The organism is Pseudomonas sp. 13159349 (assembly GCF_013305685.1).
GTDB classification, from domain to species: Bacteria; Pseudomonadota; Gammaproteobacteria; order Pseudomonadales; family Pseudomonadaceae; genus Aquipseudomonas; species Aquipseudomonas asiatica.
The window spans coordinates 3584409-3599548 of the sequence record NZ_CP045553.1 but is presented as its reverse complement, the minus strand read 5'-3'; the positions used below and the strand labels follow the sequence as shown (position 1 = coordinate 3599548).

At 63.7% G+C, this 15140-nt stretch carries 13 protein-coding genes; 8 read left to right on the top strand and 5 right to left on the bottom strand.

What is annotated here, in order from left to right; genetic code table 11:
• Positions 1-154: 154 nt before the first annotated feature.
• The gene (pssA, locus tag GEV38_RS16675; protein ID WP_081013954.1) at positions 155-1483 is read left to right on the top strand and encodes a CDP-diacylglycerol--serine O-phosphatidyltransferase; all 1329 of its coding nucleotides are present in this window, start codon (positions 155-157) and stop codon (positions 1481-1483) included.
• Positions 1484-1709: 226 nt separating this feature from the next.
• Positions 1710-2852, top strand: coding sequence for a GGDEF domain-containing protein (locus tag GEV38_RS16670; RefSeq protein ID WP_054572596.1), 1143 nt, complete (start codon positions 1710-1712; stop codon positions 2850-2852).
• A 398-nt stretch (positions 2853-3250) separates the two neighbouring features.
• Here GEV38_RS16670 and ppnN read toward each other — a convergent pair whose 3' ends face one another.
• Together ppnN and GEV38_RS16660 are read right to left on the bottom strand one after the other, a co-directional pair.
• A complete protein-coding gene (ppnN, locus tag GEV38_RS16665; RefSeq protein ID WP_054572595.1) occupies positions 3251-4624 on the bottom strand; it encodes a nucleotide 5'-monophosphate nucleosidase PpnN in 1374 nt (457 codons plus the stop codon).
• A gap of 207 nt (positions 4625-4831) precedes the next feature.
• The gene (locus GEV38_RS16660) at positions 4832-5893 is read right to left on the bottom strand and encodes a YeiH family protein (protein WP_054572594.1); all 1062 of its coding nucleotides are present in this window, start codon (positions 5891-5893) and stop codon (positions 4832-4834) included.
• A 111-nt stretch (positions 5894-6004) separates the two neighbouring features.
• On the opposite strand from GEV38_RS16660, the gene GEV38_RS16655 reads away from it, so the two are divergent.
• The gene (locus tag GEV38_RS16655) at positions 6005-6892 is read left to right on the top strand and encodes a LysR family transcriptional regulator (protein ID WP_015270743.1); all 888 of its coding nucleotides are present in this window, start codon (positions 6005-6007) and stop codon (positions 6890-6892) included.
• Between the two features lie 114 nt (positions 6893-7006).
• Here GEV38_RS16655 and pncB read toward each other — a convergent pair whose 3' ends face one another.
• Positions 7007-8206: a nicotinate phosphoribosyltransferase gene (pncB, locus tag GEV38_RS16650; protein WP_054572593.1), complete on the bottom strand. Its 1200-nt coding sequence runs from the start codon at positions 8204-8206 to the stop codon at positions 7007-7009.
• Complete coding sequence (locus GEV38_RS16645) at positions 8203-8853, bottom strand: isochorismatase family protein (protein ID WP_015270741.1); 651 nt, start codon at positions 8851-8853, stop codon at positions 8203-8205. Before GEV38_RS16645 ends, pncB begins: the two co-directional genes overlap by 4 nt.
• Before the next feature lie 137 nt (positions 8854-8990).
• Here GEV38_RS16645 and GEV38_RS16640 point away from each other — a divergent pair, with 137 nt between their 5' ends.
• On the top strand, positions 8991-9695 hold the full coding sequence (locus GEV38_RS16640; protein ID WP_015270740.1) for an NUDIX domain-containing protein: 705 nt from the start codon (positions 8991-8993) through the stop codon (positions 9693-9695).
• A 63-nt stretch (positions 9696-9758) separates the two neighbouring features.
• Here GEV38_RS16640 and GEV38_RS16635 read toward each other — a convergent pair whose 3' ends face one another.
• Positions 9759-10352, bottom strand: a complete 594-nt coding sequence (locus GEV38_RS16635) for a cupin domain-containing protein (protein ID WP_015270739.1) — start codon at positions 10350-10352, stop codon at positions 9759-9761.
• 346 nt (positions 10353-10698) lie between these two features.
• On the opposite strand from GEV38_RS16635, the gene glnT reads away from it, so the two are divergent.
• The 4 genes from glnT to GEV38_RS16615 all read left to right on the top strand — a co-directional run bounded on the left by glnT (position 10699) and on the right by GEV38_RS16615 (position 15048).
• A complete protein-coding gene (gene glnT / locus GEV38_RS16630) occupies positions 10699-12033 on the top strand; it encodes a type III glutamate--ammonia ligase (protein ID WP_015270738.1) in 1335 nt (444 codons plus the stop codon).
• 66 nt (positions 12034-12099) lie between these two features.
• Entirely contained in the window at positions 12100-13005 is a 906-nt protein-coding gene (locus GEV38_RS16625) for a glutamine amidotransferase family protein (protein ID WP_015270737.1), read from the top strand.
• A 27-nt stretch (positions 13006-13032) separates the two neighbouring features.
• The gene (locus GEV38_RS16620) at positions 13033-13707 is read left to right on the top strand and encodes a protein glxC (RefSeq protein WP_013973040.1); all 675 of its coding nucleotides are present in this window, start codon (positions 13033-13035) and stop codon (positions 13705-13707) included.
• A gap of 15 nt (positions 13708-13722) precedes the next feature.
• Entirely contained in the window at positions 13723-15048 is a 1326-nt protein-coding gene (locus GEV38_RS16615; RefSeq protein WP_013973039.1) for an FMN-binding glutamate synthase family protein, read from the top strand.
• Positions 15049-15140 lie beyond the last annotated feature (92 nt).

Sequence of the window (15140 nt, the reverse complement as noted above, 5' to 3'; positions counted from 1 at the left end):
GGCGCCGCATGTGGATTCGGCGCTGGCTTGTAGGAGCGGCCTTGTGTCGCGATAGGGCTGCAAAGCAGCCCCATGCTATCCGGGGGCTGGACCATTTCAAACTTCCTGTGCAAGCTGATGCACGACAGTGATTGCACACAGAAGGTGATCGTTCTTGAACCCCGAATCCATGCTGGCGGCATTGCCAGGCTACGCCATGTCGGCCGAGTCGATCCAGGTGCTGCCCGATGCCAAGGCCTACCGCGCCTGCCTGCTCGAGCGCATCCGCGCCGCAACCCGGCGTATCGTCATCGTTGCGCTGTACCTGCAGGAAGATGAGGCTGGCCAGGAAGTGCTGGATGCCTTGTACCAGGCCAAGGCCGCGCGGCCCGGGCTGGAAATCACCATCGTGGTCGACTGGTTCCGTGCCCGCCGCGGCCTGTTGGGTGCCGGGCGCCAGCCGGGTAACGCCGCCTGGTACCAGGCCCAGCGCCAGCACCATGGGCTGGATATCGTCATCCATGGCGTGCCTGTGCAGACCCGCGAGCTGTTTGGCGTGTTGCACCTGAAGGGCAGCATCATCGACAACTGCGTGATCTACACCGGCGCCAGCCTGAACAATGTGTACCTGCACCGTTTCGACCGTTACCGCCTGGACCGCTACCACCTGTTCCAGTCACCAGAGCTGGCCGACGCCATGGTCGGGTTGGTGCGTCGCCTGCTGCACCACACCGCCACACCGCGCCTCGACCTGCCGGCGCCACCCTCCACCCGCAGCCTGCGCGGCGACATCCGGCGCTTGCGCGCGCGGCTGCGGCGCATGGCCTATGAGGCACCGGCCAGCGGGGCGGGGCAGGGCCTGCGGGTTATCCCGCTGTTGGGTGTGGGCCGTGGCAACCCGCTGAACCGTGCAGTGTGCGCCTTGCTGGCTGCGGCACGCACGCAGGTCATCATCAGCACGCCGTATTTCAACCCTCCCCGGGTGCTGATGCGCGAACTCGACCATGCCCTGGCGCGTGGCGTGCGGGTGGAACTGATCGTTGGTGATCGCACGGCCAACGACTTCTATATCGCCCCCGGCGAGCCGTTCAGTGCCAGCGGTGCGTTGCCCTACCTGTATGAAGACAACCTGCGCGCCTTCACTCGACGTCGCCACGCTGCGATTGCCAGCGGCCAGCTGCAGGTGCGGATCTGGAACGACCCCGGGCATACCTTTCATGCCAAGGGCGTGTGGGTCGACCAACGCTATTCGTTGCTGACCGGTAACAACCTGAATCCGCGCGGCTTCAATCTGGACCTGGAGAACGGCCTGCTGATCGATGACCCGCAAGGGCAATGGCTGGGGCCAAGGGAAGCAGAGCTGGCCGAGCTGCGCCGGCATGCGCCGAAGATCGGCTCGGCAGAGGAATTGGGGGCCAAGGCCGAGCACCCCAAGGATGTGCGCAGGTTCCTGCGGCGGCTGCGCTATAGCCGGCTGGAGCCGCTGATCAAGCGGGTGCTCTAAGGTCATTTGCGCGCTTTTGCGGAAGCGGCCTTGTGTCGTGTGGTGTAAACGGCACGCTGATGTCAATATGACATTTCGCCCGCACGGGTATTGGCCAGGGCTGGGCTATCATTTGCAGGCTGGTGGTGTAAGGCTCCTCTGAAAAGTCATCACGAGCGCATACAATCGGGCCTTTTCCTCGTTAACCAGATAGGCCAATCCGTTTATGGCGCTTGATCCACCCACGATGCTGACTATCTCGATCGCCCTGGCTGCCGCGGCTGCGTTGTACCTGGCGATCGAGTGGCGCAGCGTTCGCGAGCCGTCGCTGCTGTTCTGGAGCGCAGGCTTTGCCACCATCACGATTGGTTCCACCCTGGCCTTGCTGCGCGGTATCGGTTTGTTGCTGATCGGTATCTGGTTCGCCAACGGCTTGCTGGTGGTGGCGCACTGGTTCTTCCTGATGGGCGTGTTGCGCTTCACCCAGGTGCGGCTGTCGCGTATCTGGTTATCGGTGGTGCTGGTGTGGTTCGCCTTGCTGCTGTTGCCTGTGGGGCCGCAGTGGTCGAAGGTGATGCTGATGGTCAACTCGTTGCTGGTGGCGCTGTTGACGCTCAAGGCCAGTTGGCTTTTGCGGCCGCATGGCAAGTCGCTGAGTGTTGGTGCCGTGCAGTTGCGCTACGTTTTGCTGGTTCATGGGTTGTTCTATGTGGCCAAGGCGATCATTGCGATCACACCGGGTACGCTGATTGACCTGGCCACCTTCGGTGGGTTGATCATTCAGGTTTCGTTGGTCGAAGGTGCGATGGCGATCATGCTGATTGCCTTGTCGATGACCGGCACCGTGCGTTACCGCCGAGAGGAGCGGATTGCCCGTCTGGCGGCCCGGGATCCGTTGACGGCGCTGTACAACCGGCGCGCACTGGAGGTTCGGGCGGGGCCTTTCTTCAAGGCAGTGGATTCAACGCAGCCCGGGGCCTTGCTACTGATCGACATCGACAACTTCAAGCTGGTCAACGACCTGCACGGGCATGTTGCAGGGGACCGCTTGCTGATTGCCCTGAGCGAGATGATTCGCACGGTGCTGCCCGAGCGCTCGCTGGCGGCGCGGCTGGGCGGTGATGAGTTCGTCATTCTGCTGTGTGGTACGAGCAGCGAGCGGGTCATGGAGCTGGGTGGACTGCTGCGCGAGCAGTTTCAGCAGTATGCAAGCAAGACGGTGCCTACGCCGCAGCCGGTCACCTTGAGCATCGGCGCCAACCTGTTCGACCAACCGCCGACGAGCCTGGCAGCCTTGATCGAGCAAGGGGATGTCGCCTTGTACCAGTCCAAGCGCGGTGGGCGCGACAGCATCCGCTTCGTCGAACGACCGATGGCCGACCTCAGTTAGTAGCAATTTTGCTTTTGCTTTTGCTTCTAAGCGCGCGATAGTTCAGGCGCCGCCGATTGCGACTTCAGGAGGCCGAGCGAAGGGACTGCGGAGGGAGGTGACGGGCATGGATGCCCGTCAAGCGCTGAGGCCCCATGGATGGGGCCTGCAGCGCGTACTTCCGGGAGCAGGCCCGTAGCGAGGGAACCCCGGAGCGAAGCGTAGGGGCCGGATGATGGGAGCCGACGGTTTTTGGTTCCTTTTTGCCACGACAAAAAGGGACCCGCCGTAAGGGCGGAAAGGTGACTTGGCGCCACCATCGCGAATGAATGTCTACTCGATGCGAATGCCATATCCAAAAAGCCAAAAAGCCAAATAGCTGCAGGCCCCGTCCATGGGGCCTCAGCAAGAATGGCGAATCAGGTCACCACCTGATAGCACGGTACATACGCCGCGCCGCCCGGCAGCTTCATCCGGTGCTGGTCGACGAACGCCTGCAACAGCCGGCCCAGTGGGTCCAGCACGGCGCTGTCGCCACGGATCTGATACGGCCCGTGTTCCTCGATCAGGCGGATGCCCTTGTCCTTCACGTTGCCGGCGACGATGCCGGAAAACGCCCGGCGCAAGTTGGCAGCCAGTTCGTGGGCCGGCAGCTCGCGGCGCAGGTCGAGGTCGGCCATGGCCTGGTGAGTCGGGTCGAACGGGCGCTGGAAGCTCTCCTCGATCTTCAGCAGCCAGTTGAAATGGAAGGCATCGTTGCGCTCGCGGCGGAACTGCTTCACCGCCTTGAGCCCTTCGACCATGTGCCGGGCAACTTCCGCCGGGTCATCGATGATGATCTCGTACAAGCGATGCGCCGCCTCACCCAGCGTGGCGCCGACGAATGCGTGCAGCTGTTGCAGATACGGCTCGGCGCTGCGCGGCCCGGTGAGTACCACCGGGAACGGCAGCTCCTGGTTGTCCGGGTGCATGAGGATGCCCAGCAGGTAGAGGAACTCCTCGGCCGTGCCGGCACCGCCCGGGAAGATGATGATGCCGTGGCCGACACGGACGAAGGCTTCCAGGCGCTTCTCGATGTCCGGCAGGATCACCAGTTCGTTGACGATCGGGTTGGGCGCTTCGGCGGCGATGATGCCGGGCTCGGTCAGGCCCAAGTAGCGGCTGCCGTGCATGCGTTGCTTGGCGTGGGCAATGGTGGCGCCCTTCATCGGGCCTTTCATCACTCCTGGGCCGCAGCCAGTGCACACGTCCAGCTTGCGCAGGCCCAGCTCGTGGCCGACCTTCTTGGTGTACTGGTACTCCTCGCTGCTGATCGAATGGCCACCCCAGCACACCACCATCTTCGGCTCCACGCCCGGCCGCAGGGTGCGAGCGTTGCGCAGCAGGTGGAACACGTAATCAGTGATGCCCTGGGAGCTTTCCAGGTCGATGCGCTGGCTGGCCAGCTCGCTTTCGGTGTAGACGATGTCGCGCAGGGCGCTGAACAGCATTTCACGGGTGCTGGCTATCATTTCGCCATCAACGAAAGCATCGGCCGGGGCATTCAGCAGCTCCAGGCGCACGCCGCGGTCCTGTTGATGAATACGCACCTCGAAGTCCTGATAGGCCTCGAGGATGGTCTTGGCATTGTCGACATGGGCGCCGGTGTTGAGGATGGCCAGGGCGCACTGGCGGAACAGGGTGTAAAGGCTACCGGTACCGACTTCACTCAGTTGCTGCACTTCACGTTGTGACAGCGTCTCCAGGCTGCCTTTGGGGCTGACGGATGCATTGATGACATGGCGTTGAGGCATCTAAGTCTTTCCTGTGCGGGTAAAACATCCTTCTTTGACAACACCATACCGAGAAATTTGGACGGCAACGAGGGGGGAGTGGAAAAAGCTTGAGACCAGTTTGGCTTCTTCGCGGGCTCGCCCGCTCCTACAGGGGCCGCGCCGCTTTCAGGGCTTGCGCTGTACCTGTGTGGGGCATGCCCGCGAAGCAGGCGACTCGCTCTCAAGTCATCCCAACAGCCTCTGCACGGCCAGGGTAATCGCCACACCACCAAACACCAGCCAGAGGTTGAGAATCGCCCCGGTGGCCAGCGCCCGCGGCCCGGCCTGGCGAATCTGGCTGAGGCGTGTCTCCATCCCCAACGCGGTCATGGCCATGGTCAGGGCAAAGGTATCCAGGCTGTTGACCGCCTGCGTCACGCTACCCGGCAACACCTGCAGCGAGTTCACCAGTACCAGCGCGAGGAAGCCGAAGGCGAACCAGGGCATGGCGATGCGCCCGTTGCCCTGTGCCTGGCCCGGCTGGCGCGCGCGGCTGATCCAGAGGCCCACCACCAGCAGCACCGGTACCAGCAGCATCACCCGGGTCATCTTGACGATGGTGGCGATATGCGTGGCCTCTGGGCTGACGTTGCTGGCCGCACCGACCACCTGGGCCACCTCGTGAATGGTGCCACCCAGGAACAACCCGGCGCCCATGGTATCCAGGTGCAGCCAGCCGGCATTGATCGCCAATGGGTAGAGGAACATCGACAGGGTGCCGAACAGCACCACGCTACCAACCGCCATGGCGCTTTTATGCGGTGCGCTGCGCAGGGCCGACTCGAAGGCCAGAACCGCAGCGGCGCCGCAGATGGCGCTACCTGCGGCGGTCAGCAAGGCGGTATCGCGGTCCAGCTTGAACAGCTTCATGCCGCACCACAGGCCGATCAGCAGGGTGCTGGACACCACCAGCAACGACACGATGAGCCCGGACCAGCCGACTTCGGCTATTTCCTGCAGGCTCACCCGCAGGCCGAAGAAGGCCACGGCAATGCGCAGCAGGCCGCGGGCGGAAAAGTTGATACCCGCCGCCCAGCTGGCGGGAACGCCGTCACGCAGTGCATTGCCGTAAAGCGCACCGGCGACGATACCGACGATCAGCGGGCTGATACCCAGGTTGGCGATGGCGGGCAGGGCGGCCAACTGGGTGACCGCAAGCGCGAACAGCGCGACGAACAGAATGCCATTGAGCCGCCCTCGGGTAGAAAGGGTAGGTGCAAAGGCGGGGTTGGACGGAGCCGTGGCCATGTGAGTCCTCCGGAAAGGTGTTTCGACATGGACTACGTTAGTCTGGTTATAAGCTTATAAAAAATCGTAATTTAGGATGGCAAATATCCGTTTAGCTGATATTTTTCCTTCATGACCCCAGAACAACTGATAACGTTCGCCACCGTCGCCGAGCACGGCAACATCAGCCATGCGGCCCAGGCCCTGCACTTGTCGCAGCCGGCGGTGTCTGGCCAGCTCAAACTGCTGCAGGAGGCCTTTGGCGAGCCGCTGTATCAGCGCGCCGGCCGTGGTGTGCGGCTTACAGCAGCTGGCGAGCAATTGCTGGCCCATGCCGAGCGCCTGCGTGAAACCTTCCGTCAGGCCCAGGCACTACGCGAGGCCATGCGCGGGCTGGAGCGCGGTACCTTGCGCATCGGCGCCAGTACCACGCCGGCCAGCTACCTGCTGCCTTACCTGATTGCCGATTTCCATGCCCGCTACCCGGAGGTGTTGGTGAGCACTTCCAATGGCAATACGGCAGAAATCGTCGCTGCGCTGGACAGCGTCGATATCGCCCTGATCGAAGGGCCGCCTGGGCAGGAGCTGCCATTGGGCACGGCGGTGACGGCGTGGCGGGAAGACGAGATCGTGGCCATCGTGCCACGTGGTCATCCGCTGGCCGGCAGTGATCGGCAGACACTGGCGTCGCTGGGGGCTTACCCGTTGGTGCTGCGCGAGAGCGGCTCGGGTGTGCGACAGATCGTCGAGCGGGCATTTGCCCGCAGCGGCGTGGCGATGCGCGTGGCGCTGGAAATTGCTGGCGTGGAAGGGGTGAAGGAGGCAGTGCGAGCCGGGATGGGGATTGGCTTTGTGTCGGCGATGTCGATCCGACATGAGGACGGGGCGTTGCAGCGGTTGCAGGTTGTGCCGCAGGCGTTGGTGCGGCGGTTTTCCATTCTGGTGCCGCATGCAGCCACCCCGTCGCGGGCTGCGGCGCGGTTTCTGGAGTTGTGTGTTGGTCTGCAAGAGGTGGGGTGATTGTGCTGGCCTTTTCGCGGGCTTGCCCGCTCCCACAGGTTTCTCACGGTTCTTGAATGCGGTGCGGTACCTGTGGGAGCGGGCGAGCCCGCGAAGAGGCCTGCACAGGCAACCTCAATCCACCTGAAAGACATGCTTCAGATAGGCCACGAAGTTCTCATCCCGGCACTGTGTCTTGCCTGGGCTGTCGGAAATCTTGGCCACTGGTGCCCCATTGCAGGCCGTCATCTTGATCACGATATTCATCGGCTCCACGCCCGGGATATCGCAGGTCAGCCTGGTACCAATGCCAAAGCTCACATTGATCCGCTCATGCAACGCCCGGTACAACCCCAGCGCCTTTGCAAGGTCCAGCCCGTCGGAAAAGATCAGGGTCTTGCTCTTCGGGTCGATCCCCAGCCGCTCATAGTGGGCAATGGCCTTTTCCGCCCAGGCCAGCGGATCGCCTGAATCGTGCCGCAGGCCATCGAACAGCTTGGCGAAGTACAGGTCGAAGTCGCGCAGGAACGCGTCCATGGTAATGCAGTCGGTCAGGGCGACGCCCAGCAGCCCCCGGTACTCCCGCACCCAGCATTCCAGCGCGGCAGCCTGGCTGTCGACCAGGCGCGGGCCGAGTTGCTGGTGAGCCATGAACCACTCGTGGGCCATGGTGCCGATCGGCTTGAGCTGGTATTCGCGGGCCAGGTGCACGTTGCTGGTACCGACAAAGCGGCCCGGGAAGTCACGCTTCAGAATGTGCACCACCTCTTCTTGCACCCGGTAGGAGAAGCGCCGCCGGGTGCCGAAGTCGGCCAGTTGGAAACCGGCCAGTTCTTCGGCGCTGGCCTCGGCCTTCAGCCAGTCGAGGTTCTGATACAGGCGCTCGCGGACCTGCTCGATCACCACCTCGCGATAACGGTAGCGGTTGCGCACCTCGCTGATGATCGCCAGCAGCGGGATCTCGTAGAGAATCACGTGCAACCACGGCCCGCGCACGCGAATCGCCAGTTGCCCGGCATCATCCAGACCCACCTGCACATAGCGCAGGTTGAAGCGGAACAGGCTGAGAAAACGGATGAAATCCGGTTTGATGAACGGGATCTTCTCCAGGTAGGCGAGCTGGTCATGCGTGACGCTGACATCGGCCAGTTGCTCTACCTGGTAACGGATTTCCGCCAGGTAAGGTGCGAGGTTCTCGCCGTTACGGCAGCGGAATTCCCATTCCACCTCGGCGTTGGGGTAGTTGTGCAGCACCGCCTGCATCATGGTGATCTTGTAGAAGTCGGTGTCCAGCAGGTTCTGGATGATGCGTGGGCCGAAAACGCTGTCGCTCATGGGCGGTCTTCCTTGATCAGAGAGAGCTGGTGGTCGAGCGCGGCTTCGTCGCCGCAGAGGATCACGCCCTCGGCGGCCAAGGCGCCACATGCTTCGATGGCGCCTGCCTGGGTGAGGGCGCGGCAGGCCGGCAGGTACAACAGCACCTGGAAACCGGCCTGGCGCAATTGGCGCGCAGTGGTCCTGACGCAATAGTCCAGGGCCAGGCCACCGACGATCACCGCGCCCACCTGCTGCACCTTGAGGTACTCGATCACCCCGGTGGAGCGGCGTTCGGCCAGGTCGTGGTAGCAGGCGCCGTAGGGGTGCAGGTCGGGCTCGACGCCTTTCCATACGAAATAGTCATAGTCGATGGGGGCCGGCAGGCCGGGCAGCAACTCGAAGCCGGGTGTGCCGGGCACGCAGTGGCTGACCCAGGTCAGGTCGGCGTTGGCCAGCTGCAGGGGCTGCAGCATGTGCGCGGGGTCGGCGACTACCCAGGCGGCGTTGGCCGGGTGGGCGTCCTTGCTGCCCAGGCGCAGGTCGGCGCGCAAGGCCATGGTATTAAGATCTACCGCGATTTCATGGCCTTCGGGAACCGGCAGCTCTTGCGGCACGTTGCTGGTGAAGCCGTTCTGGGCGTCGACATCGAAACTGGCGATCTTCATGGCGGTTCTCCTCGCTGGAATGGATACATAATTCACTTGGTGTATTAAGTGTGTCAAGCAACTTTTGAAACGGGCTTTCTGCTTGCCTTACTTAGATGCTCTGGTGGATTATGGTGAGCTGAACAAGGAGTCGCCCCGTGAGTACAGTCGAAGTCCTGGCCAGCGTCGATATCGTCGCCCTGCGCATGGCCCCCGAAGCTCAGCATCTGCAGGTGCTGTTGCACCGTCGTGAGCGTGAACCGCATGCCGGCCAGTGGGCCTTGCCCGGGGTGATCGTCAATGGCCGCACCCCCGACACCAGCCTGGAAGCTGCTGCCGAGCGTGCACTGCGCGAGAAAACCCAGGTTGTACCGTGCTACATGGAACAGGTAGGTACCGAGGGCAATGCCTTTCGCGACCCGCGTGGATGGTCACTCAGCACCTATTACCTGGCTTTGCTCGAACCCGGGCAGGCCGTCGAGGGCGAGCACCTGGCATTTTTCGACTTGGACAGCGTGTTGGCGCGCAAGGTGCTGTTGCCCTTTGATCACAACCTGTTGGTGGAGCGCGCCCGTGAGCGGCTGGCGGCGAAGACGGTGTACAGCAGCCTGCCGCTGTATCTGCTGGCGGAGAAGTTCACTGTGCTGGATGCGCTAGGCGCGGTGCAGGCGTGCCTGGGGCAGGCGGTGAACAACACCTCACTGCGCAAACGCCTGGAGCGCTTGCGCGAGCTGGGGTGGGTGAGGGACACCGGGGAGAAGAACCAGCCCAGGCTGGGCCGGCCGCAGCAGTTGTATCAGTACACGCCACAGGGGGAGCGGGCGTTCATGTTCGATCGCAGTCTGCTGCCTGAGGGCGCTTAGTCGCCTGCATCAGTGTGCGCAGCGGTTGGCATCCTGTTCTCCGCGGGTGCCTGGCGCGCCGCGTCACTCGTCGCTGTAGTTCATGATCGACAACAGGCGGATGGGCACTTGCACCAACTGCTCGGGGCCGTGCGGGGTCTCGCCGTCAAAGGTCAGGCTGTCACCGGCCTGCATGTGATAGAGCTGGTTGCCGTGCCGGTACACCAGTTCACCCTCCAGCAAGTGGAGGAACTCGGTGCCGGGGTGGGCGAAGGTCGGGAACTCTTCGCTGGCGTCGTCCATGGTCACCATGTACGCCTCGAAATTCTTCTTCGGCCCCCTGGCGTGATTGAGCAAATGGTAGGTGTGGCCTTTCTCGGTACCGCGGCGCACCACCTCCAGCCCTTCACCGGCTTTCACCAACAAGGCATTGCCGTCGGGCTGGTCATATTGGCTGAACAGCTTGGCCATCGGCATGCCCAGCACGTCGCACAGGCGGCTGAGAGTGTCGAGGCTGGTGGACACCTGGGCGTTCTCGATCTTGCTGAGCATGCCTTGGCTGATGCCGGCGATGCGCGCCACGTCGGCGAGCTTGAGGGACTGGGCCTGGCGCTGGCGCTTGATCTGCAGGCCCAGGTACTGCTCCAGGCGAAGGCGCGGTTCGGTTTCGGTTGGCATCGAATGTCCTGCACGGTTTCAGTTCAAGAATAAAGTTTTCGCACTGGGAAAGTGCGAAATGCAGCTACGGTGGCTGCATCTTTCCTCGGGTGAAAACAAGTTTCCCATAAATGGAGCATGGAAATCTGCTTGGGTTTTGTGCTGCCCGTACCGGCCTCTTCGCGGGCACGCCCGCTCCCACAGGGCTCTGCGGCGAACTCTGTGGGAGCGGGCGTGCCCGCGAAGAGGCCCGAACAGGCAACACAAGGTTGCACTCTGAACAAAGTTGGCAAGCCCATTGCATTCCTGTGAGGAAAGTAAGTTTCTCATGCGGAATCATTGCCCCTTGCCCAGGAGTGTTCAACCCATGTTGCCAGCAGAAACCCAGCGCACCCTTGATCAGCACGGCATCAAATACGTGCTGGCACAGTTCGTCGATATCCATGGCTCGGCGAAGACCAAATCGGTGCCGGTCTCGGGCCTGAAGATGGTGGCCGAGGAGGGCGCCGGCTTTGCCGGGTTCGCCATCTGCGGTATGGGCATGGAGCCGCACGGCCCCGACTTCATGGCCCGCGGCGACCTTTCCACCTTGATCCCGGTACCGTGGCAGCCCGGCTACGGCCGGGTGGTGTGCGTAGGCCACGTGAACGGCCAACCCTGGCCCTACGACAGCCGTTATGTGTTGCAGCAGCAGGTGCAGCGCCTGGCCGACAAGGGCTGGACCCTGAACACCGGCCTGGAACCCGAATTCAGCCTGTTCCGCCGCGACGAGGATGGCAAGCTGCAACTGGTGGATGCCTCCGACAACCTCGACAAGCCGTGCTACGACTACAAGGGCCTGTCGCGTTCGCGGCTGTTCCTCGAGCGCCTGACCGAGGCCTTGCAGCCGGTGGGCTTCGACATCTACCAGATCGACCACGAGGACGCCAACGGCCAGTTCGAGATCAACTACACCTACAGCGACGCCATGGAGTCGGCTGACCGCTTCACCTTCTTCCGCATGGCCGCCGGCGAGATCGCCAACGACCTGGGCATGATCTGCTCGTTCATGCCCAAGCCCGACCCCAAGCGCGCTGGCAATGGCATGCACTTCCACCTGTCGCTGGCCAGCAGTACCAACAAGAACCTGTTCCATGACCCGTCCGACAGCAGCGGCATGGGCCTGTCGAAGCTGGCCTACCACTTTGCTGCAGGCCTGCTGGCCCATGGCCCGGCGCTGTGCGCCTTCGCCGCGCCCACGGTCAACTCGTACAAGCGCCTGGTGGTCGGCCGCTCGCTTTCCGGCGCCACCTGGGCCCCGGCGTTTGTCGCCTACGGCGCCAACAACCGCTCGGCGATGGTGCGCATCCCCTATGGTCGCCTGGAGTTCCGCCTGCCGGACGCTGGCTGCAACCCGTACCTGGTCACCGCCGCGATCATCGCCGCCGGCCTCGATGGCATCGACCGCCAACTGGAGCCGGGTGAGATGTGCAACGAGAACCTCTACAACCTGAGCCTGGAAGAGATTGCCGCACGTGGCATCAAGACCTTGCCGCAGTCGTTGAAGGAAGCCGCCGACGCCCTGGAGGCCGACCCGCTGTTCCGCGAAGTGCTGGGCGCCGAGATCGTCGACGAGTTCATCAAGCTCAAGCGCATGGAGTGGGTGGAATACTGCCGCCACGTCTCCGACTGGGAAATCCAGCGTTACACCGAATTCTTCTGAGCGCCCCCAATCCCTTGGGCAGCCAGCACGAAAGCGGTCGCCCACTGCCTAGTAAGGAGCATCATCATGTGTGGAATCGTAGGTCTGTACCTGAAAAAAACCGAGCTGGAAGCCCAGCTCGGCAAGCTCTTCGAACCCATGCTCGAAGCCATGACCGACCGTGGCCCAGACAGCGCCGGCTTTGCCATCTACGGCGACGAAGTGGCCGATGGCTGGGTCAAGCTGACCCTTCAGGCCACTGACGTCAACTACCCCTGGGCGGCCCTGATGGGCCAGCTGGAAGGGCGCCTGGGCTGCTCGCTGGACTGGTTCCAGAACGCCAGCGCTGCCGTGCTCAAGGTACACACCCGCGAGGCGTCGGCCCGCCAGGCCCTGAGCGAACTGGCCCCTGACGTGCGCATCATGAGCGCCGGGCAGAGCATCGAGATCCTCAAGGGCATGGGCCTGCCGGCGGAAATCTCCAGCCGCTTCGGCCTGGCCGGCATGAAAGGCAGCCACATCATCGGCCATACCCGCATGGCCACCGAAAGCGCCGTGACCATGGAGGGCAGCCACCCGTTCTCCACCGGCGCCGACCTGTGCCTGGTGCACAACGGCTCGCTGTCCAACCACTTCCGCCTGCGCCAGGAACTCAAGCGCGAAGGCATCAGCTTCGAGACCGACAACGACACCGAAGTGGCCGCCGGCTACCTGACCTGGCGCCTGCAGCAGGGCGACAGCCTGGCCCAGGCCCTGGATGGCGCCCTGGAAGACCTGGACGGCTTCTTCACCTTCGCCATCGGCACCCGCAATGGCTTTGCCGTGATCCGCGACCCGATCGCCTGCAAGCCCGCCGTGCTGGCCGAGACCGACGACTACGTGGCCATGGCCTCGGAGTACCAGGCACTGGCCAGCCTGCCGGGCATCGAGAACGCCAAGGTCTGGGAACCGGCGCCGGCCACCCTGTACGTCTGGGAACGCGAAAGCGCCTGACCTGCCACCGAACCACTGGAGAACCACATGAATACGATCGACCTTTCCAGCACCTCGGTGCGTGTCCTCAACCAGTCCCTGCACGGTGAGGTGCAGGACCACGAATGGCGGGTGACCCACCCCGACGGCAAGCACAACCTGGCCGTGGGCATCAACGCCGCCGTGGCCGTGGATATCGAAGGCCACGCCGGCTACTACTGCGCCGGCATGAACCAGCAGGCCAGCGTCACCGTGCATGGCAACGTCGGTGTCGGCGTGGCCGAGAACATGATGTCCGGCACGGTGCGGGTCAAGGGCAGCGCCTCCCAGGCCGCCGGCGCCACAGCCCATGGCGGGCTGCTGGTGATCGAGGGTGATGCCGGCGCGCGCTGCGGTATTTCCATGAAGGGCGTGGATATCGTCGTCGGCGGCAGCATCGGCCACATGAGCTGTTTCATGGGCCAGGCCGGGCGTTTGGTGGTGTGTGGCGATGCCGGCGATGCGCTGGGCGATTCGCTGTACGAGGTGCGCATTTACGTCAAGGGTTCGGTGCAGTCACTGGGTTCGGACTGCATCGAGAAAGAGATGCGCGCCGAGCACCTGCAAGAGCTGCAGGAACTGCTGAACAAGGCGGGCCTGGACCACAAGGCTGCCGATTTCAAACGCTACGGCTCGGCTCGCCAGCTGTACAACTTCAAAGTCGACAACGCCAGCGCGTACTGATCCAGGAGCATTCCCATGAGCGAGCAATTCCCCCCGGTACTGCGTGAGTCGGCCACCTTCGACCGCCTGACCATCCAGGAAATCCAGCGTGCCGCCGAAACCGGCATCTACGACATCCGCGGCGGCGGCACCAAGCGCCGCGTGCCGCACTTCGACGACCTGCTGCTGCTCGGTGCCAGCGTGTCGCGCTACCCGCTGGAAGGCTACCGCGAGAAGTGCGGCACCGATGTGCTGCTGGGTACCCGCTTCGCCAAGAAGCCGATCCACCTGAAAATTCCGGTGACCATCGCCGGCATGAGCTTTGGCGCGCTGTCGGCCAACGCCAAAGAGGCCTTGGGCCGTGGTGCGACCATCGCCGGCACCAGCACCACCACTGGCGACGGCGGCATGACCCCGGAGGAACGCGGCCAGTCGCAGCACCTGGTGTACCAGTACCTGCCGTCGCGCTACGGCATGAACCCCGACGACCTGCGCAAGGCCGATGCCATCGAGATCGTCCTCGGCCAGGGTGCCAAGCCGGGCGGTGGCGGCATGCTGCTCGGCATGAAGGTGACCGAGCGGGTGGCGGGCATGCGCACCTTGCCGATCGGCGTCGACCAGCGTAGCGCCTGTCGCCACCCGGACTGGACCGGGCCGGATGACCTGGCGATCAAGATTGCCGAGATCCGCGAGATCACCGACTGGGAAAAACCCATCTACGTGAAGATCGGCGCCAGCCGCCCGTACTACGACGTGAAGCTGGCGGTGAAGGCCGGTGCCGATGTGATCGTGCTCGACGGCATGCAGGGCGGTACCGCCGCGACTCAGGAAGTGTTCATCGAGCACGTCGGCATCCCGATCCTGCCGGCCATCCCCCAGGCAGTGCAGGCGCTGCAGGAAATGGGCATGCACCGCAAGGTGCAGCTGATCGTTTCCGGGGGTATTCGCAATGGCGCCGACGTGGCCAAGGCCATGGCCCTCGGGGCTGATGCGGTGGCCATTGGTACTGCGGCGTTGATCGCGCTGGGTGACAACCACCCGCGGCTGGATGCCGAACTGAAGAAGATCGGTTCTGCGGCCGGTTTCTATGACGACTGGCAGAACGGCCGCGACCCGGCCGGCATTACCACCCAGGACCCGGAGCTGGCCAGGCGCCTGAACCCGGAGGAGGCCGGGCGCCGGCTGGCCAACTACCTGCGGGTGCTTGTGCTGGAGGCGCAGACCATGGCGCGGGCGTGTGGCAAGTCGCACTTGCACAACCTCGACCCGGAGGACCTGGTTGCGTTGACCGTGGAGGCTGCGGCGATGGCACGGGTGCCGTTGGCGGGGACCGCCTGGGTGCCGGGGCAGGCGCAGTACTGAGTTATCGGTAATTGGGGCCGCTTTGCGGCCCATTCGCGGCACAAGGCCGCTCCTACAGGGGACCGCGTCTCTGAGCCTGCGCGGCCCCCTGT

Bases quoted from the DNA above. Each gene is read 5' to 3' on its own strand.
- GEV38_RS16670 (WP_054572596.1), top strand. From the start codon at position 1,710: ATGCTGACTATCTCGATCGCCCTGGCTGCCGCGGCTGCGTTGTACCTG.
- ppnN (WP_054572595.1), bottom strand. From the start codon at position 4,624: ATGCCTCAACGCCATGTCATCAATGCATCCGTCAGCCCCAAAGGCAGC.
- GEV38_RS16660 (WP_054572594.1), bottom strand. From the start codon at position 5,893: ATGGCCACGGCTCCGTCCAACCCCGCCTTTGCACCTACCCTTTCTACC.
- GEV38_RS16655 (WP_015270743.1), top strand. From the start codon at position 6,005: ATGACCCCAGAACAACTGATAACGTTCGCCACCGTCGCCGAGCACGGC.
- pncB (WP_054572593.1), bottom strand. From the start codon at position 8,206: ATGAGCGACAGCGTTTTCGGCCCACGCATCATCCAGAACCTGCTGGAC.
- GEV38_RS16645 (WP_015270741.1), bottom strand. From the start codon at position 8,853: ATGAAGATCGCCAGTTTCGATGTCGACGCCCAGAACGGCTTCACCAGC.
- GEV38_RS16635 (WP_015270739.1), bottom strand. From the start codon at position 10,352: ATGCCAACCGAAACCGAACCGCGCCTTCGCCTGGAGCAGTACCTGGGC.
- glnT (WP_015270738.1), top strand. From the start codon at position 10,699: ATGTTGCCAGCAGAAACCCAGCGCACCCTTGATCAGCACGGCATCAAA.
- GEV38_RS16625 (WP_015270737.1), top strand. From the start codon at position 12,100: ATGTGTGGAATCGTAGGTCTGTACCTGAAAAAAACCGAGCTGGAAGCC.
- GEV38_RS16620 (WP_013973040.1), top strand. From the start codon at position 13,033: ATGAATACGATCGACCTTTCCAGCACCTCGGTGCGTGTCCTCAACCAG.
- GEV38_RS16615 (WP_013973039.1), top strand. From the start codon at position 13,723: ATGAGCGAGCAATTCCCCCCGGTACTGCGTGAGTCGGCCACCTTCGAC.